Annotated in this window: 16 protein-coding genes; 9 read left to right on the forward strand and 7 right to left on the reverse strand. The window is 34.3% G+C overall.

What is annotated here, in order from left to right; translation table 11 throughout:
• Positions 1-59: 59 nt before the first annotated feature.
• Positions 60-2,684 (forward strand): carboxypeptidase-like regulatory domain-containing protein, encoded by a 2,625-nt coding sequence (locus tag GOQ16_RS07795; RefSeq protein WP_160068776.1) that lies wholly within the window; start codon positions 60-62, stop codon positions 2,682-2,684.
• A gap of 28 nt (positions 2,685-2,712) precedes the next feature.
• Here GOQ16_RS07795 and GOQ16_RS07800 read toward each other — a convergent pair whose 3' ends face one another.
• From GOQ16_RS07800 to floA, 3 genes are all read right to left on the reverse strand, one after another.
• Complete coding sequence (locus GOQ16_RS07800) at positions 2,713-3,300, reverse strand: Maf family nucleotide pyrophosphatase (RefSeq protein ID WP_204987451.1); 588 nt, start codon at positions 3,298-3,300, stop codon at positions 2,713-2,715.
• Position 3,301: 1 nt separating this feature from the next.
• Positions 3,302-3,820, reverse strand: coding sequence for a KdsC family phosphatase (locus tag GOQ16_RS07805; RefSeq protein WP_160068777.1), 519 nt, complete (start codon positions 3,818-3,820; stop codon positions 3,302-3,304).
• 302 nt (positions 3,821-4,122) lie between these two features.
• Positions 4,123-5,100: a flotillin-like protein FloA gene (gene floA / locus GOQ16_RS07810; protein WP_160068778.1), complete on the reverse strand. Its 978-nt coding sequence runs from the start codon at positions 5,098-5,100 to the stop codon at positions 4,123-4,125.
• 255 nt (positions 5,101-5,355) lie between these two features.
• Between floA and GOQ16_RS07815 the strand changes: the two genes are divergently transcribed.
• The 7 genes from GOQ16_RS07815 to GOQ16_RS07845 all read left to right on the forward strand — a co-directional run bounded on the left by GOQ16_RS07815 (position 5,356) and on the right by GOQ16_RS07845 (position 14,355).
• Positions 5,356-8,751 (forward strand): response regulator, encoded by a 3,396-nt coding sequence (locus GOQ16_RS07815; protein WP_160068779.1) that lies wholly within the window; start codon positions 5,356-5,358, stop codon positions 8,749-8,751.
• On the forward strand, positions 8,739-9,572 hold the full coding sequence (locus GOQ16_RS07820; RefSeq protein ID WP_160068780.1) for a CheR family methyltransferase: 834 nt from the start codon (positions 8,739-8,741) through the stop codon (positions 9,570-9,572). Before GOQ16_RS07815 ends, GOQ16_RS07820 begins: the two co-directional genes overlap by 13 nt.
• Positions 9,572-10,138: a chemotaxis protein CheB gene (locus GOQ16_RS07825; protein ID WP_149912967.1), complete on the forward strand. Its 567-nt coding sequence runs from the start codon at positions 9,572-9,574 to the stop codon at positions 10,136-10,138. Before GOQ16_RS07820 ends, GOQ16_RS07825 begins: the two co-directional genes overlap by 1 nt.
• Before the next feature lie 6 nt (positions 10,139-10,144).
• Positions 10,145-11,758: a hybrid sensor histidine kinase/response regulator gene (locus GOQ16_RS07830; RefSeq protein ID WP_160068781.1), complete on the forward strand. Its 1,614-nt coding sequence runs from the start codon at positions 10,145-10,147 to the stop codon at positions 11,756-11,758.
• Positions 11,759-11,815: 57 nt separating this feature from the next.
• Positions 11,816-12,346 carry a plastocyanin/azurin family copper-binding protein gene (locus tag GOQ16_RS07835; protein ID WP_160068782.1) on the forward strand — a complete coding sequence of 177 codons (531 nt, stop codon included), beginning with the start codon at positions 11,816-11,818 and terminating at the stop codon, positions 12,344-12,346.
• Positions 12,347-12,473: 127 nt separating this feature from the next.
• Positions 12,474-13,880 carry a dihydrolipoyl dehydrogenase gene (gene lpdA, locus GOQ16_RS07840; protein ID WP_160068783.1) on the forward strand — a complete coding sequence of 469 codons (1,407 nt, stop codon included), beginning with the start codon at positions 12,474-12,476 and terminating at the stop codon, positions 13,878-13,880.
• 70 nt (positions 13,881-13,950) lie between these two features.
• Positions 13,951-14,355 (forward strand): acyl-CoA thioesterase, encoded by a 405-nt coding sequence (locus tag GOQ16_RS07845; protein ID WP_160068784.1) that lies wholly within the window; start codon positions 13,951-13,953, stop codon positions 14,353-14,355.
• Positions 14,356-15,102: 747 nt separating this feature from the next.
• On the opposite strand, the gene GOQ16_RS07850 is transcribed toward GOQ16_RS07845, so the two are convergent.
• Positions 15,103-15,405: a DUF3817 domain-containing protein gene (locus GOQ16_RS07850; RefSeq protein ID WP_160068785.1), complete on the reverse strand. Its 303-nt coding sequence runs from the start codon at positions 15,403-15,405 to the stop codon at positions 15,103-15,105.
• Positions 15,406-15,671: 266 nt separating this feature from the next.
• Between GOQ16_RS07850 and lpdA (GOQ16_RS07855) the strand changes: the two genes are divergently transcribed.
• Positions 15,672-17,060 (forward strand): dihydrolipoyl dehydrogenase, encoded by a 1,389-nt coding sequence (gene lpdA / locus GOQ16_RS07855; RefSeq protein ID WP_160068786.1) that lies wholly within the window; start codon positions 15,672-15,674, stop codon positions 17,058-17,060.
• Positions 17,061-17,143: 83 nt separating this feature from the next.
• Here lpdA (GOQ16_RS07855) and GOQ16_RS07860 read toward each other — a convergent pair whose 3' ends face one another.
• The 3 genes from GOQ16_RS07860 to GOQ16_RS07870 are packed head-to-tail and all read right to left on the reverse strand — an operon-like array spanning position 17,144 to position 20,403.
• The gene (locus GOQ16_RS07860) at positions 17,144-18,160 is read right to left on the reverse strand and encodes a LacI family DNA-binding transcriptional regulator (RefSeq protein WP_160068787.1); all 1,017 of its coding nucleotides are present in this window, start codon (positions 18,158-18,160) and stop codon (positions 17,144-17,146) included.
• Between the two features lie 39 nt (positions 18,161-18,199).
• Entirely contained in the window at positions 18,200-19,846 is a 1,647-nt protein-coding gene (locus GOQ16_RS07865; protein WP_160068788.1) for a S41 family peptidase, read from the reverse strand.
• A gap of 11 nt (positions 19,847-19,857) precedes the next feature.
• Positions 19,858-20,403: an HAD family hydrolase gene (locus GOQ16_RS07870; RefSeq protein WP_160068789.1), complete on the reverse strand. Its 546-nt coding sequence runs from the start codon at positions 20,401-20,403 to the stop codon at positions 19,858-19,860.
• Positions 20,404-20,408: the final 5 nt, after the last annotated feature.

Raw genomic sequence — 20,408 nt, forward strand, 5'->3', positions numbered from 1 at the left:
AAATAATCAACAGCAGTTGAATTATAATTTTATTGTATTTAAATAATAGAAAATTAAGAATGAAAAGTTATATCAAGTTATTCGTATTAGCACTATTCACAGTGCTTTCCAGCTCAATTTATGCGCAATCAGATAGTACTTCCACTTTTGAAGTTGCGGGAAATTGTGGCATGTGCAAAAAAAGAATCGAAAAAGCCGCAACCTTATCAGGTGTAGAAAGTGCGATTTGGAATGTTGAAAATCATCAAATCACGGTTAAATACAATTCTTCGAAAATAAAATTAGCGCAAATCCAACAAGCAATCGCTAGCGCAGGCCATGATACGCCTAATTTTAGAGCTCCAGACGATGTATATGAAAAGCTACATGAGTGTTGTGTCTACGAAAGATTAGGTGAAAACACGCACGAACATGATGAAGGTGATGCGCATGATCACGACCATGCAACGCACGCAAAGACGAATGGTACAGACGCACACGAGGAAGATCATGATCACGACCATATCATCACAGGTGTAGTGGTAAATGAAGATAACAAAGCTGAGCTAACTCCAATTTCAAATGTGAACGTAAAATGGCTTGAAGGTCCTAAGTTTCAAACGTCATCCAATGAAAATGGGGTGTTTAAAATTAAGCATGAAAAAGGAAATAAAAATCTTGTATTTTCCTATGCAGGGATGCAGCCAGACACGATTGAGGTAAAGAATCTCCACGAAGTATTAGTGGTTCATGCTCAAAACAATGTGTTATCCGAAGTGGTCGTTTCACGCCGCAAAAAATCAAGCTATATTAATTCCTTATCCGCAAATAGAACAGAGATATTAACCGCACAAGAGCTATTTAAAGCTGCATGTTGTGACCTTAGTGAGAGCTTCGAGACTACGGTATCTGTGGATGTAGTTAGTAATGATGCTGTAACAGGCAGCAAACAAATTCAATTGTTGGGACTTAGCGGTATTTACACCCAATTGACAGTCGAAAATCTGCCAGGACCTCGAGGCTTTGCGACGCCTTTGGGATTGAATAGCATAGCAGGAACTTGGATAGAATCAATTGATATCAGTAAAGGAATCGGATCAGTCGTAAACGGTTATGAAAATATGGCTGGTCAAATCAATGTGGAATTGAAAAAACCACACAATTCCGAACGTTTATATTTTAATGCGTACGCCAATAATATGGGACGCACAGATGTCAATTTAAATTTAGCGCAGAAAATTAATGAGAAATGGTCTGTAGGCTTGTTGCTTCACGACAATTTCATGTATAACAAAAACATGAATTTCAGTGACAACGGTTTCAGAGATATTCCCGTCGGAAATCTATTTTCCGGTATCAACAGATGGCACTATGAGAATGGCAAAGGAACTATCGCTCAATTCGGGATTAAATACTTGAAAGATGATCGAACAGGTGGTCAAGTTGATTTTGATAAAGACAGGGATAAAGGAAAAACTGATATTTACGGATTAGGATTTGACAATGAGCGTATAGAAGGTTTTGCAAAAATAGGCTACGTATTTCCTCAGAATCGTCTAAGAAGTATTGGCTTATTGCTATCTGCCTCGAACTACAAACAAGATAGTTATTTTGGTCTTCGCAATTACGACAGTGAACAAACAAATGGATATGCTAATTTGATTTTTCAAGATATCATAGGAACAGTTGCACACAAATACAAAGTTGGTGGATCAATAACTTATGATAAATACAAAGAAAATGTAGAAGCTAGGAACTTCGATCGCGTAGAATCGGTATCCGGTGTATTTGCGGAATATACATTTAGTCCTTCTGAAAAATTTGATATGGTACTAGGATTAAGGCAAGACTATAATTCATTGTATGGTTGGTTTACGACCCCACGTTTGGTTGCTCGATACAATCCTTTTACAGGAAATACCATTAGATTTAGTACAGGAAGAGGACAACGTACAGCAAATATTTTCGCAGAAAATATGAGTATGTTGGCTTCATCACGGTCGATAAACTATACTTCGTTGCAAAACCAAAATAACGCATATGGTCTAAGCCCTGAAGTCTCATGGAATACAGGGATCACAATTGATCAAAATTTCCAATTCTTGGGTCGCGAGTCTGGTATTTCAGTAGAACTATTTCACAACAATTTTCAAGATCAAGTGGTAGTCGATTGGGAAAATCCGCGCGAAGTATCTATTTATAACCTTGACGGAAAATCATTTTCTAACAGTTTACAGGCAGAATTCCGTTTTATGCCAGCACCGCATCTAGAAGCGCGAATGGCATATAGATTATTAGACGTGCAAACGGATTATAAAGAAGGCAGATTGCAGAAACCATTGACAGCAAAGCACAGAGGTTTTGTGAATCTCGCTTACAATTTGCACAGCGGATGGAGTTTTGATTATACATTTAATACAGTAGGTCCGAAACGTTTGCCGTCCACAACAGCAAATCCAGATATATACCAATTGGCTGCAAATTCTGATGCATATATTACTATGAATGCACAAATCAGTAAATCATTTGGAAAGGATAAAAACTTCACTATTTATGTAGGCGGCGAAAATCTATCAAATACATTCCAGAAAGATCCAATTCTAGCATTTGATCAACCTTTTGGACAATATTTTGACACCAACTTATTGTGGGGACCATTAACAGGACGTATGTTTTATTCGGGTATCCGTTACCATATTAAATAATAAAAGGAGGCTGATGCCTCCTTTTATATTATATCATTTCATTAATGGTTTTGTAGAGTTTTACAGTTGGTAACCCCATCACATTTTCATAAGAACCCTCAATGCGAGACACGGCCACGCGACCTATCCATTCTTGGATACCATAGGCACCAGCTTTATCGTAAGGCTTATATTTATCTACATAATATTGAATTTCGTCACTGTTAAGCGTAGAAAAGTAAACTCGAGTAACTTCCGTAAAAGATTCAATTTGTTCTCCATAACGTAGTGCTACACCTGTAAAAACTTGATGTGAATTTCCTGATAGTGATTTTAAAACCCGAATAGCCTCTTCTGCACAACTGGGCTTTCCCAACACATTGTTCTCATCATCAACGACAACGGTATCTGCAGTTATAACTAACGAATTATTAAATGCTAACCGATTAAAAGCTTGTATTTTTTTTAAAGCGACATATTCAGCAGCTTCAGTTGATATTATATCATCGGGAATTGTTTCATCTACACTTTTAATAATGACTTCGAAATCAATGTCTAAGGATGCTAAAAGCTCTTTTCGGCGTGGTGATTGAGAACCTAAAATCACCTTTATATTTTTCAATGCATCTACCAACATGCTAAACACTTGTAGTTAATACATCTGCATGCCATTTCCCTTGTAAACGTAGCATTTTTTCTAAAATCTCACGAGCCACACCTTCCCCACCTTTTAGTTTAGAAACATAATCGCTGATCTTCTTAATATCTTCAACCGCATCAGCTGGCGCTACTGCAACTCCAACCTGCTGCATACAGATATAATCGGGCATATCGTCACCAATAAACAAGACATCCGTTGGATTATGGTTGTATTTTCCCAAAAGCTGTTGTAATAAAGTCCACTTATCACTTATTCCTAAGAAAGTTTCCTTAACACCTAACCCTTCAAATCTAAGCTTAACTCCTTGTGATTTAGCACCTGTAATAACAAACAAATCTAAACCTTGTTTGATCGCGTATTGAATAGCATAACCGTCTTTCACATTAAAAGTACGAAGTTGACTACCTTCATCTGTTACCAAAATATCTCCACTCGTTAATACGCCATCGACATCTAACACTACGCATTTGATGTTTTTCAACTTTGAATATATCATATTAAGCCAAAGTAACTACTTAATTCTCAAGTAAACAAAAAAATATTTATTCAAAAAGGACATATTATTTGTCGGACGAGACTAAATAATACAAAAAAATCACAAAACTGTCACAAACTAGTTGTTAGGACAACTTTTATACCTAAAAGTATTGACACGTGTTGATTCTTGTAGTACCTTTGTATCAACAACTCAGGAATAATATTCTGAATTGTTCATAAAAGAGTCTTTTCATAATTTAGGTTTATAATTGGTTAGTAGCAAACCTTGGCGCCCATCGTCAAGGTTTTGTTTTTTACCAATTATTTCTTATCCGAACTTTTAGGATTAGATATAGAAGTTCGCATATCCGTATCCGCTTGGATATTTTGCATTCTATAGTAATCCATAATACCCAAATTACCATTTCTAAATGCTTCGGCTAATGCCATAGGAACTTGCGCTTCCGCTTCTATTACTTTCGCTTTTGCATCTTGAGCCTTAGCACGCATTTCTTGTTCTGTCGCGACAGCCATCGCACGACGTTCCTCTGCACGAGCATTTGCTACCTTCAAGTCTGCTTCTGCCTGATCTGTTTGCAATTTTGCACCAACATTTTCACCAATATCAATATCAGCGATATCAATAGAAAGGATTTCAAAGGCAGTACCAGAGTCTAAACCTTTTGATAAAACAGTTTTCGATATACGATCTGGGTTTTCTAATACCTGTTTATGATCAACCGAAGAACCAATAGTTGTAACAATACCTTCACCTACACGAGCTAAAATTGTTTCTTCACCTGCACCGCCGACCAACTGATTGATATTAGCACGAACTGTTACACGCGCCTTGGCGATCAACTGGATACCGTCCTTTGCAACAGCAGCAACTGGAGGTGTATTGATCACTTGAGGATTAACAGAAAGTTGCACTGCATCAAACACATCACGACCTGCAAGGTCTATCGCTGTTGCCAATTTAAAATCTAATGGAATATTTGCTTTGTCAGCTGAGATGAGTGCTTTTATAACTTTATTCACGTTACCTCCTGCGAGATAATGCGTTTCGATATCATTGGTAGTTATTCTTAGACCTGCTTTAGTGGATGTAATCATTGCATTAGTGACCAAGGAAGGTGGAACTTTACGCAGACGCATTAATACAAGATTAAGAAGGCTGATACGCACATTGGAAAGTTGAGCAGTAAACCACAAATTGACAGGTAGTAAATACAATAAGATGGATAAAGCTACAACTGCACCTACGATAGTAAGTATAACACTAATTTCAGGATTCATAAATATTATGTATTTAAATCAATAATCACTTTTCTAAAGATATTAATTAATTTTATTTTATCGATTTTTTCGATAAAAAATCCTGTTTTTCTTTATATTTTTTATATAAATCTAAATTATTATTGCATTGTACTTATATTGCACAACGTTTACTTACTTTTATTGAAAACATATTAGTGCCATTTATATTATTTTAATGATGATAAATATGGTATAAAATAGACTTATTAACGTATTATGAATAAAAATAACAGAATGAAAAGTCAGCTCATTTCGAGTAGTATAATATCTCTGCTAATTATGTTATTTGGAGCTACTTATTTATTTTACAGTATCAATGTATTCACGACTAAGAACGAAGAAATTCTTAGTAATACACAAGAAAAATTATATATATCGACATCAATCAATACCCACATAAAAGAATTGATTCATGCGAATATGGATGAGGCTCGAACTCCTAATTCGCAAAAACAAAACATTCGAAATATAGCAACAGTATTAGAAACAGAAACTGCTAAATTAGAAGAAGCAAAGGAGGGTAATGAATATGTTATTCCATTAAAACTCCACACAAAAGATTTAATAAAATCATCCTTAAATCCAATTTACACAGATAAAGATGAATTAATTGCTTATTGGAATGCACAAGATCAGAAAACACTAACTGTTGTAAACACATTCATTAAAGATGTTGTTGAGCATAGGGTGGCTGAAATGGAGAATAACGAACAATCTTTTAATATAGCCAAGATTGTAATAGTTGTTTTAATCACACTAATCATCATCTTCATTATATTCACATTTTATAAAGTAATTCAAACGTTACAAAAGCTAAAGGAGACGACAGATAATCTTACGTCAATAAATAATGAATTTGTTCAAGCAAAAGTAAAAATTGAGAACACAAATTGGATATTAGAGAAAAGTGCCCTCATATCTGAAGGAATCAGTGGTCTTGATGATGAGCGCGAAATATGTCATGTAGTCATTAACATATTAAATAAACATTTACAAACTCCAGCCATTGCCATCTATGTATGTAAACCTGACTCTCCAGTATTTACACTGTGCGCAGATCACGGCGTAAATAGAAATTTAGCAATCAGAGATTTTATTTCAGGCGATGGTTTCCTTGGTAAAATCACGGAAGATAAGGATATTATTGTATTAGAAAATCAACCAAAAGATCACCTCAACATTCAAAGTACACTTATCAAAGACTCCTCATACTCTATTTTATATTGCCCTTTAGTACACGATGGTGTTACATTGGGGTTGATTGAAATAGCATTGGCAGATTATGATGCACAATTAAAGGATAGACTACAAGACTATTTTAATCGGATTAGCAGAACAATCGCAACTCGAATTAAATTTGGACAAAGTCACTTGTTGGTTCAAGAATTGTTGGATGAAACGCAAAGACAAACAGAAGAACTAGAAGCTCAACAAGAAGAATTACGCATCACTAATGAAGAATTAGTACATAAAACTAACTTGTTAGAATCTTCGGAAGAAGAATTACGTGTACAACAGGAAGAACTAACACAGACAAACTTAGAATTAAACAAAAAAGCAGAAGAACTTGAGTCTAGAAATCAAGATTTAAACCGGACACAAAATCTCGTAGAGCAAAAAATACAAGAAGTAGAATTGGCAAGTAAATATAAATCAGAATTCATGGCTAACATGAGTCATGAGCTACGTACGCCTCTAAATAGTATTTTGATTTTAGCAAAACTTCTTCAAGACAACAAAAAACAAAACTTAAACCAAGAACAAGTTAAGTATGCGAAAGTAATCCATGATGCTGGGGCTGACTTGTTAGAATTGATTAACGAGTTGCTAGATTTAGCAAAAATAGAAGCAGGACATGTTGATTTAAATGTTGAGAATATCTCATCTAGCGAATTTGTCAAAGATATTGAAGAATTATTCAAGGCGATTGCGAAAGATAAGAACATAAAATTTCAAACTATTATTGACAATGATGTTCCTGAAGAATTTCTTTCAGATGAATATAGACTACAACAAGTTATTAAAAACTTCCTATCTAATGCATTTAAATTCACTGAATCAAATGGTACAGTTCAGCTAAAAGTCTCTTTACAATCCAATAACCTTTGCTTTGATGTAATTGACTCAGGCAAAGGAATCTCCAAAGAAAAGCAAGATTTAATTTTCGAAGCATTTAGACAAGAAGATGGATCAACGAGTCGTAAATACGGTGGAACAGGTCTTGGGCTATCCATCAGTAAAGAAATTGCTAGCCTATTAGGCGGTCGAATAGCACTGGAAAGTGAGATTGGAGTTGGAAGTAAATTCTCACTAATCATCCCAGTTCAGATAGCAGAATTGTCAGATAAGAAAGAAACAAGAAGTTTAGCTCCTACGCCAAAACCTATCATCTTACCAAAAGAAGATATTAAAGTTGCAAATGAGGAGGAAAAAGAAGCTCAAACTCCTGTAGCAGATCGTAAGACAATATTGATTATTGAAGACGATATAAATTTTGCTGATATTCTGAAAGGATTTGCGGAAGACTATGGTTATGAAGTGCTATTAGCACATGATGGAGCCAAGGGTATAGAATTAGCAAAAAAACATTTACCAAGTGCAATAATATTGGATGTAATGTTACCTATTGCAGATGGTTGGGAGGTGCTACGTATATTAAAAGACACGGACAGCACAAAACATATTCCTATTCACATGATGTCTGCTGCTACATTCTCTAAAAAAGACTTTTTGGAACGTGGCGCTATAGGCTTCATGCACAAACCTGTGACAGAAGATACTATACAGAGTACATTTGAGAATATTAATATTAATCTTAGTAAATCTGTTAAAAAAATTCTCTTAGTAGAGGATCAAGAGCTTCAAAGCGATTATATTAAAAATTCTTTTGCTGGTCACAATATTAATGTAATTCAAACATTCTCGTTAAACTCAGCCTGGGCAAAATTAAATGAGGAGAAAAATATTGATTGTATTATACTAGATTTAAGCTTACCCGATGGCAATGGCTTGGATCTAATTGAAAAAATCAAAGAAGATAGTTCATTGTCGCAAATTCCAATCATAATCAATACGGCATACGAATTACCTAGAGAACAATATGATAAAATTCTCAAAGATGCCAGAGCGACCATTCTCAAATCAGACAAATCAAGAGATAGACTTATAGACGAAGTGAATTTGTTTTTGAATAAGCTTAATACCAACGCTAATCAACCTGCAGCAATAGTACCAACTATTACGCAGACCAATAATTTAAATGGTAAGCGTGTGTTGATCGCAGATGATGATATGCGTAATGTATTCGCATTATCCACTAGTCTACAAAACTATGATATGAATATCGAGATTGCCAATAACGGAAAAGAAGCAGTTGATATATTGAAAAATCCAAATCATGGTGTAGATATCGTATTAATGGATATTATGATGCCTGAAATGGATGGCTATGAAGCTATCCAAATTATTCGAAATGAATTAAAATATAAGAATTTGCCGATACTCGCTGTCACAGCCAAAGCGATGAAAGGTGACAGAGAAAAATCAATTCAGATTGGGGCGAATGATTATGTTAGTAAGCCTATTGATATTGATAAATTGACATCATTGTTACAAGTATGGTTGGGATAAATAACAGTATCTTAATTGAATATGATGATCTTGAATCCATCATTTATCTGCTCAAAAATGTAACGGAAATAGATTTGTCAGGATATTCCAAATCTTCACTTAAAAGAAGAATTGAGCGCTTTTTACAAGTTGAAAAAATGGATGTGGTTGATCTTAAAAACGCAATTGTGAATGTAAAAGATTTTCATAATTACTTCATACAAGAGCTTGTGGTTAACGTAACTGAAATGTTTCGTGATCCACAATTTTATGTATCCTTAAAAAAGAATGTGATTCCGTATCTAAAAACCTATCCGCAAATCCGTATATGGAGTGCAGGAAGCTCAACTGGTGAAGAAGCTTATTCGACAACAATACTTTTAAACGAAATGGACATTTTAGATCGTAGCTTCATCTATGGAACTGATATTAGTCCAAGAGCATTGGAGATTGCGCGTAAGGGAGTGTATTCTCTGAATAAAATCAAATCTTACACAGAGAATTATTTACAAACAAAGCCCGTTACAGACTTTTCAAGCCATTATACAGCGATGTATGATGCTGCTATCATTAATAAAGAATACCGAAGTAAAGTTCTGTTTTCTACGCATAATCTTGTCTCAGATGGAGCATTTAATGAATTTCAACTCATTATGTGTAGAAATGTGATGATCTATTTTGACAAAGAATTACAAGAGCGAGTACTTAATTTATTTTATGAATCATTGAGTTTGTTTGGTTTTCTATGTTTAGGATCTAAAGAAAGCTTATACGCACACGACATTAAAAAAAATTTTAAAGTAATAGACAAACAATACAATATCTACCAAAAAATAAAATAATGGCTATTGCGTCAGATATAATTATAATTGGTGGTTCAGCTGGATCATATACTCTGATTGCAGGATTATTAGAGCAGTTGCCTTTCAATTTTGAAGCAGCTATTTGTATAGTACTTCATAGAAATAGACACTATGACACAAAAATTGAGAAAAGTCTATCACGAAAATTAAATAAAAACATAATACCGGTCATAGACAAGATGGATATTTGCAAAAATCATGTCTATTTCGCACCAGCTGGTTATCATTTATTGATTGAACCTAACAATACATTTTCATTGGATTGTTCAGAACATATAAACTATTCAAGACCATCTATTGATGTCTTGTTTGAGACAGCTGCACAAGTATATGCAGATCGATGCACGGCTTTTTTGTTTTCGGGTGCCAATAGTGATGGCGCAAAGGGATTAAGGGTTATTGAAAACTATGGGGGTAAAATAATAATTCAGGATCCAGCGCAATCTATTATTCGTACTATGCCTTTGGCGGGAATTCGTGAAACAAAAAGTCCTACAGTTTGGAAGGATGATGAAATTCTTTCATTTTTCAAAAATTTAAATTAATGAACCATGAAAAACATTAATCTTCTGATACTTGATGATAAGGAAGAAAACATCATTAGTTTGAGAGCTTTGTTGGGTGATATTGAGAATATCAATATGATAAGCACAACTGATCCTAATGAGGCACTGAAGTTGTGCTGGAAAAATGATATTTCCATAGCATTAGTTGACGTGCAAATGCCTGAAATTAATGGATTTGAGTTCGTATCCTTATTGAAAGCTAATCCAAAGACGAGTCATATTATCGCCATCATGGTAACAGCAATATCTAAGGAAGACAAATTTTTAATAAAGGGTCTTCAAAGTGGTGCTGTTGATTATTTACACAAACCATTGAATCCTGAAATTACTATAGCTAAGGTTAATGCTTTCATAAAACAGGTTCAAATTCAAGAAGAAATTATACAAAAGAATGCAGAATTAGAACAATCTAAATCTGCTCTTATCGAGGCTAACAAAGAGGCCGAACACGCTCGAAAATCAAAGGAAATTTTTTTAGCAAACATGAGTCATGAGATTCGCACACCAATCAATGGCATCATGGGGATTATTCATATGTTAAAAAGTTCTTCCCTAAATCCAGAACAAATTGATTGGGTAAAAAGATTGGATACCGCCTCAAACTCTTTATTAATGATAATTAATGACATTTTGGATATTTCCAAAATTGATTCAGGCATGCTAAAGATTGAATTTGAAAATTTCAATTTAAAAGATTTAATCGAAGAAACTGCCAATATTTTCAAAATCAAAGCTGAAAATAAAAAATTAAAAATTGACATTAAAATTGACGAAAAGATTCCAAAAATTGTAAGTTTTGACTCCTTGAGACTCCAACAAATTCTTTCAAATTTCATATCAAATTCTCTTAAATTCACTGAAAAAGGATCTATTGAATTCTGTATCGAGTCACTTTCCGCTTCGGATAGTGTTCATGAAATTAAATTTGCAATAAAAGATACAGGTATTGGCATAAAGTCAACGTCTGTAGAGAAAATTTTTCAAGAATTTGAGCAAGGTGATGACCGCATTACGAAGAAATTTGGTGGAACAGGATTAGGTCTTGCTATTGTGAAAAGATTAGCTAACTTACTCAAAGGAGAAGTACATGCAGAAAGTAATTATGGTGAAGGTTCTACCTTCTCATTTATTGTTAAAATGGAAGAAGTAAAAGAAGAAGCGTTGGAGAAGAAAAAGGAAAATTTACAGTATACTGAACTTCAAAAACTCTCTCAACTGAAGGTACTAGTAGCGGAAGATAATGATTTAAATAGTTTTATGCTAGCACACATGCTACGCACATGGGAATGTGAAGTTAAAATAGTAAAAAATGGAAGATTTGCATTAGAAGCATTGGACTCAGAACACTTTGATTTGGTTCTTATGGATACGCATATGCCCGTAATGAGTGGATTTGAGGCGATTACAGAAATACGAAACAATTTAGACCATAAACGTAGTACTATACCGATTATTACTATATCTGCTTCTGTAATGGAACATGAGCAAAAGGCAGCTTTCGAAGTCGGTGCAGATGATGTAATTGGTAAGCCATTTAATCCTATTGAACTTTATAATAAAATTGTCAAAGCTTGTAAGTTACAGATAATAAATAGTTAAGAAATTTTAGTAAATGAAGATAATTTGTAAATTTGGGAGATACAACTTAGTTAGATTATGAAAAAATACTTTTTAATACCTGCAATTGCAGTAGCTTTAACTATCGCTTCATGTGGTGGTGACAATAAGAAAAATGATACGGATACTGCTTCGACAACAGAAGAAACAACGCCTAGCGTTACTGAAAATGTAGAAGGCATTGAAAACGTAACTTCATCAAATATTTGGACTGTAGAAGGAAATGATCAAATGAAATTCGATACAGAGTTGATCCGCGTAAAAGCTGGTGAACCTTTAGAATTGACATTAAAAAATGTTGGTTCATTACCTAAGGAGTCAATGGGACACAACTTAGTAATTCTTAAACCAGGTGTAGATATCGCTACATTCGGTGGTGAAGCGGCAGCAGCTTCTGATAATGAATATATCCCTAAATCATCATTATCATCAATCGTTGCACATACAAAATTATTAGGCCCAGCTGAAGAGGATAAAATCACCGTTACTCTTGAGAAAGGTGTTTACGAATATATTTGTAGCTTCCCAGGTCACTTTGGTATGATGAAAGGTAAAATCGTGGCTGAATAATAATTTGATTTCGAGCAACATTATAACACTAAAAAGGCACTTAAAGTGCCTTTTTTTATGCCAACATAATTTGGTAATAGTGAACGAGAAAGCTTAACTTTGCAACAAAAAATATAAAATAGCAATTATGCAATACGACGTAATAGTAATTGGTAGTGGTCCAGGCGGTTATGTAGCCGCTATCCGTTGTGCTCAATTGGGGTTAAAGACAGCGGTAATAGAAAAATACAGCACTTTTGGTGGTACATGTTTAAATGTAGGCTGTATTCCATCCAAAGCTTTATTAGACACTTCAGAGCACTATCACAATGCTGCTCATGCCTTTGCAGATCACGGTATCTCTGTGAAAGACTTAAAAATTGATGTTAAAAAAATGATCGATCGTAAAAACGATGTGATCGCTCAAAATACAGCTGGTATTACTTACCTTTTCAAAAAGAACAAAATTGATTCTTACGAAGGTACAGGTTCTTTCGTGAATAAAAACACTATCAAAATCACGAAAAAAGATGGTGCTACAGAAGAAATCACTGGTAAAAATGTAATCATCGCTACAGGCTCAAAACCTACAGCTTTACCATTCTTGCCAATTGATAAAAAACGTATTATCACTTCTACTGAAGCATTAAACTTGAAAGAAGTACCTAAACACTTAATCGTTATCGGTGGTGGTGTTATTGGTCTTGAGTTAGGCTCAGTTTACGCACGTCTTGGTGCTAAAGTTTCGGTAATTGAATATGCAAAATCAATTATCAGCACAATGGACGGCGGTTTGGGTAAAGAATTACAACGCGTATTGAAAAAATCATTGGGCATGGAATTCTTCTTGGGTCACAAAGTAACTGGAGCTTCTGCAAAAGGTAAAACAGTAACAGTTACAGCTGAAGACGCTAAAGGTCAAGCGGTATCTTTTGAAGGAGATTACTGTATTGTATCTGTAGGACGCGTAGCTTATACCAAAGACTTAGGTTTAGAGAATATCGGCATTACTCCTGAAGAAAGAGGAAACAAAATTACAGTTAATGATCACTTAGAAACTGCTGTTGAAGGTGTTTATGCTATCGGTGACGTCGTAAAAGGCGCTATGCTTGCGCACAAAGCGGAGGATGAAGGTATTTATGTGGCTGAACGTATTGCTGGTCAAAAACCACACATCGATTACAACTTAATTCCAGGCGTCGTTTATACTTGGCCAGAAGTTGCTTCAGTTGGTTTGACTGAAGAACAATTGAAAGAATCAGGTAAGAAATACAAATCAGGTTCATTCTCATTCAAAGCTTCAGGTCGTGCTAAAGCATCTGGAGATACAGATGGTTTTGTGAAAGTATTGGCTGATGCGGAGACGGATGAAGTATTAGGTGTTCACATGATTGGCCCTCGCGCAGCAGATATGATTGCTGAAGCAGTTGTAGCTATGGAGTACAGAGCCTCTGCAGAAGATATCGCACGCATCTGTCACGCCCATCCTACTTATACCGAAGCACTTAAAGAAGCTGCCCTAGCAGCTACAGCAAATAGAGCTATTCACGCTTAAAATATTGTAATAAAGGGACAAAATATTTTGTCCCTTTATTTTTTAATAATCCTACTTAATACTATCTACTATGAATTTTCACACTAGAAAATGGATAAAACCAGAAGATTTAAATCCAAATGGATCTCTTTTCGGTGGTACGCTATTGCGTTGGATCGATGAAGAAGCAGTAATCTACGCTATTGTCCAACTGGGAAATCCTCATGTAGTAACGAAATTCATCTCTGAAATTAACTTTGTAAGCTCTGCGAAACAAGGGGATATAATTGAACTGGGCATCACAGCCACAGAATTTGGTAGAACCTCAATTACGCTAACCTGTCAGGTTCGCAATAAAATTACAAGAAAAACTATACTTTCAATCGACAAATTAGTTTTTGTGAATTTAGACGCAAATGGAACACCAACACCACACGGCAAAAAAGAAATTACGTATGCCTATATGAGCATAAATGATCTTCCTCAAAAAGATTAGTTTTTATAATTATTTTCTTGGTTTTAAACCTTCACTTCGATGGATACACATTGTCTTTTATATCTTAATCTTGGTATCCAGTGCGGATTGAATGAATAAACAAATTAAATTTGTAGACAAAAATTTACTTTACATGCAATAATAAAATAATGATAATATCATTTCATAATAGTTAATAATTTTTGTGAAATGCAAAATAAATCAACTTATACCAAACCAGATATTCAACTTCATTCTATTAATGTTATTAACAGCGTTTTCGAATCACTTGATTCTTATGACAACTTAATCTTTTTAAATGAAATTAAATCTTTAGAAGCAAAACTATATATCAATTAGTAAAATATATAGCATCAATTTGCTATCAAACTATAGCACAATACTTTATAAAATATTAAAATCAAAAAATTAAGAAATCTTTCTTAGTTGAAAGAAAGTGTCCAAACTCCGTCCAATTAAGGAGTTGTTGCAATATATTTGATTTCAGTTCAAAAACACAAATAATCTATCATTTGGACTTTGTGGTTCTATTACAATAGAATCTAGCTTATTGAAATTCGACTCGCGACATATCTTCAGTATTCACTTCTAGATCAATTTTTGAACGAATTAATAAAGAACTTAAACGTGAAACACTTAACCAAACGTTTTTTATTCCTAATATTAACATGATAAGATATAAAATGAATAGAATAAATTTAACGCAACCAGCAGGTTTTTAAATATTATTATAAGACAAAAGCTAGTTTAAACGCTAGCTTTTGTCTTATTTAATATATCCTTTTTGACATCCTTTTCAACCCAAAAAGAAACGATGGGAATCAATGAAAGTACAAAATACTTCACTACACGAGAAAATTTCCAATTATATGTCTGCCAACACATGATTAATAAGATGACAAAAATGACTACTAGGAATCCGTGGATAGATCCAGCTACACGGACAGCCTCTGGTATATCTGCAAGATATTTTAAGGGCATAGCAACAAAAAATAAGATCACTGTAGATATTGCTTCCCACAAAGCAACTTGTTGAAAAATTCGTAACATACTATATATATTTTTGCAACACGAAAATAGCTAATTATTAGACATATAATCAATCATATCCCTTTATTGACTAAACATTGACAATTAGGCTATAAAACACATAATAGGACATTTCTAAATTCACTTCGAAGACACTTAACCTAAGTAAATAACATAAAATATTTATTAGTTTTAGTCATTTAGCTATCAATATAATATCGCTAAGCCGAAAAAAAAATGTATTTTTGGCTACAAAATTTGAAAAAGAAAACTAATTCAAAAACTATATGAACTACGACATTATTGTGATTGGATCTGGACCGGGTGGTTATGTAGCTGCTATCCGTGCATCTCAATTAGGGTTTAAAACTGCCGTTGTGGAGCGTGAAGCTTTAGGTGGTATTTGTTTAAACTGGGGATGTATTCCTACAAAAGCTTTATTAAAAAGTGCGCAAGTATTTGAATACTTAAACCATGCAGAAGAATACGGAATTAAAGTACAAGGCGGTGAAGCTGACTTTGGTGCAATCGTAAAAAGAAGTCGTGGTGTTGCAGAAGGCATGAGTAAAGGTATCCAGTTCTTGATGAAAAAGAACAAGATCGATGTGATCATGGGTACTGCTAAGATAAAAAAAGGTGGTAAAGTAGAAGTAAAAGCTGCTGATGGTAGTGTAAAAGAATACACAGCTAAACATACAATTTTAGCTACTGGCGCACGTTCAAGAGAATTGCCAAACCTACCACAAGATGGTAAAAAAATAATTGGTTACCGTCAAGCAATGAACTTGCCTAACCAACCAAAATCATTGGTAGTAGTTGGTTCAGGTGCAATTGGAGTCGAGTTTGCATATTTCTACAATGCTATCGGTACTAAAGTAACTATCGTTGAATTTATGGATCGTATTGTTCCTGTTGAAGACGAAGAGGTATCGAAACAACTTGAAAAATCATTGAAAAAAGCAGGTATTGATATTTTGACTAAATCAGAGGTAACTTCTGTGGATACTTCTGGTGCATTGTCAAAAGTTAATATTAAAACTGCGAAAGGAAATGAAGTAATTGAAGCTGAAATCGTATTATCAGCAGTAGGTATCGCTCCAAATATCGAAAACTTAGGTTTAGAAGAAGTAGGAGTAAAAGTTGACAAAGGGCGTGTACTCGTAGACGATTACTACAAAACAAATATTGATGGTGTTTACGCAATTGGTGATATTGTGAAAGGCCAAGCTTTGGCTCACGTTGCCTCTGCGGAAGCTATCACTTGTGTTGAAAAAATCAAAGGTTTGCATGTAGAACCAATCAACTACGGTAACATTCCAGGATGTACATACTGTTCTCCAGAAATTGCTTCTGTAGGTCTTACAGAAAAAGCTGCACGCGAAGCAGGTTACGAAATCAAAGTGGGTAAATTCCCATTCTCTGCATCGGGTAAAGCTTCAGCTGCTGGTGCAAAAGATGGTTTCGTGAAAGTAATCTTCGATGCTAAATATGGCGAATTATTAGGCGCGCATATGATCGGTGCTAACGTAACAGAAATGATCGCTGAAATCGTTGTTGCGCGTAAATTAGAGACTACTGGCCATGAAATGATCAAAGCGGTTCACCCTCACCCTACAATGAGTGAAGCTATTATGGAAGCTGCTGCTGATGCTTACGGTGAAGTAATTCACTTATAGCAGTCAGTTTATATAATACGAAAGGATGCATATTCAAATATGCATCCTTTTGTATTTTAGGAAAATAAAAATAAATATGAACTTTATTGATATACCAATTTAGAAGCAAAAATATGATTAATATTCGTCGAGTCTAAATCTTTATTATCTAATAATTCAAATAAAACACTCGCAGCTTTAGCACCTTGCTCAGCAGGGTATTGCTCAATACTTGCTAAAGGTGGATTATCCATATACTTCCATAAGGAATAATTGGCAAAACTAATGATTTGAATATCGTGGCCTAAATAAATACCTTTCTCTTTTGCGTATTTAATAATATCAAAAGTCACATAATCATTAAATGCAAGAATGGCAGATGGTCTATCAGCTAACCCTCTCAACTTTTCCATTGCGGCGTAATTACTTTCTTCTGTCAACTCTGAATATACTACGTATTTCTCTTCAAAATTTAATCCATTATCCAATAATGCTTTTTTAAATGAAAGTGTACGCTCGCCTGCAGCTTTTAATGTTTCTGGGCCATTGATTAAAGCTATTTGTGTATGACCTCGCTCTGCAAAAGCTTGTACGGCTTCCTGAATGCCTGTCGAAAGGTCACAATAAACTTTAGGAACATCTTCTACACCTTCTGGCACGCAATCAAAAAAAACAATAGGAATTTCATATTTACGTAGACGCTCTATGAAGTCTAGATTAGTTGTATTCTTGCCAAGAGACATTAGAACCCCATCTACTCTATGGTTTCGGAAGCTGTTAATGATATTCAATTCACGCTCCGGATTATCTAATGATTGTCCTAATAGAACGGTAAATTTTTGTTGTTCGGCTACCTCTTCTATCGCACTAATTGCGGAAGCAAAAAACGGTTCAGATAGTTTTGGTAAAATTACACCTATAGTAAATGTTTTACGTTGTTTAAAAAAAATTGCAGTTTGATTCGGCTCGTAGTTTAATTCCTCTGCTAATTTCTTAACACGCATTGTAGTTACCAAGCCTATACTTGGATGATCATTAAGAGCGCGAGAAACTGTTGAAGGTGAGATCCTTAATTTTCTAGCAATTTCCTTAATTGTAATAGGCTTATTGGGCTTATTCATTCGTATTAAAGTTTGTATATGATGACCTAAATATACTTATTAAAAATGAACTTTTTTGGCAGGAAATTTATACATACCCTGAATTTTTCGTGGAGAAACACGTTCTTGCGAAAATTTTCTCTCAAAATTAGTTTTTCCCGAAACGGAACGAGACTGGGTTGATTTAAAAACTCCTGTTTTAATATGTCCTAACGCCGTCGCTAACATAGTCTCTTCTTGATTGCCAAAGTCTAAAAAAGAGTCATATTCCCAAACATGTGAATTCGGTTTAAGGCCGGCAAAATAATCTCCTACTCCATTCTTGTTAAACATCTGGAATGATGTTACATATAATTCATTACTCGAACTAACTATTTCCACAGGAAAAAACCCAACAGGCTTACCGTATGTATTTTGAGCTATATTGGTTTTACCATCCGAACTATAATTGCCAACCATATAGACCTGCATGTAAGGAGATAATGTATTAATCAATAACTCACTTGCCGATGCTGTTTCATTAGTAACTATAAAATATACACGAGATAAATTGAGATTTCCTTTCTTTGAAAAATAAACTGGTGCAAATTCATCTCCTGGTTTATCCCAACCAAACTCTTTTAAAATTGAATTTATTTTATATGTATACATTAATTGCCCTGAAGCTGATGTTGGAGCCATTACATCGGACAAATACTCTGCCGTTAAGACTGATCCCCCACCATTATACCTAAGATCGACAATCATTTCAGATACATTTTGTGCAGTAAATTTTTCAAAAACTTCCCGTAATCTTGTTTGAAAACTTTTGCCAACACCTTTATCATTCACCCAAGCATCTGTACTTAAAAAAGAACTCAAGCCAACATATGCAACCTTGGTATTGCCAACATTCAAAATAGTATCAATATATACAGCATCTACAAAACTGTTATTTCTGTAGGCTATATTAACCGTTTTGATAACCCCATCAGGTGTTTTATATTTCACCTCAAGGTTTGATGAATTCAAATAATTATTTAACGTATTGAAATTAGAACTTTTTTGGCTGTTGTAATCAATTTTTGTATCACCATTAAGACTTATTATTTGTTGCCCTCTACGCAAACCTGCGTTATAAGCTGCTGAGTTTTTTTCAATAAAACGTATAAACAAATCTGCATTTTCTATACTTGCCTTTTGGAGATACATTAGATCCATTCCAAAACCAGAAATGTATCCTTCCTGTACGGCTCCAGTAATAAATCCGCCTCTATCTAAAAAACTATACCAATCGTAAGCTTTACTTTCTCCTTTCACATGATCATAAATAATATCTTTATAATACATATAGGAATTACCACTCCCAGCATTACTTTTTACAGATTTCCCTATAACATTCGCTTTTGTAAGATACATAAGGTATCCTAAAACATCACTTGCAGACTGAAAATATTTCGTATAATTATCTTTCAAATAGTTAGTAGAATCCATCTTTCCAATATCGGATGTAATCGGACTTAGACCCGATTCCCATAGCGAAAGATACTTATAATAATACCATACTGAATCCTTAAGCCTATTTTCATAGTCATCATCCACATATACTTTACTTTTGTCTATTTCATAGTGATTCTGATTATTTTTCTCATCATCATCTCTTTCGCAAGACAAGAATAGCATACCGCACACACACGCAATTCCTAAATAGTATGCAATAGTTTTCATGAATATTTCTCCTAATTTATTACGCAAATCTGATCAAGACTTACATCAAATTCCTCTGCAAGATAGGGAATTACATCTATTTTCTGATGACGTAATTCGTCTACAAAATAAATCTTAATGAGGTCTTTATATTCACCTAAAATATCCCAATTCAAAAATTTAAGTTTATTCAACTGTTCAGCTGGGTTTCCTTTCGTTAGAATGGCGACGTTTTTATGAGCTTCAAATAATTTCTGAAGTAGGATTGTTGCTTCATCAAATAACTCTAATCTTAGCGGTATTTGCGCATTAGCTATCAAACGTTCAAGATTTTCACGGTATTTGTCATCGATACCAAATACTTCCTTCGCCGCATCAAACACCTTTTCTTCTCCATGATATAAATAAACTTTTTTCATGAAGTTAGCCAAATCATTAGCCTTTACACTTCCTTCCGTGAATTCGTAAAAACTTCCAAAAAGGTAATAGACTTGTAACAAATAATCTTGCCTTGGAAACAAAACATCATCCAATTCGAAAGCGTAAACCGCTTTGTCTAAAGTAATGTTATCTAACATTTTAT

The organism is Sphingobacterium bovisgrunnientis (genome assembly GCF_009829085.1).
GTDB lineage: Bacteria > Bacteroidota > Bacteroidia > Sphingobacteriales > Sphingobacteriaceae > Sphingobacterium > Sphingobacterium bovisgrunnientis.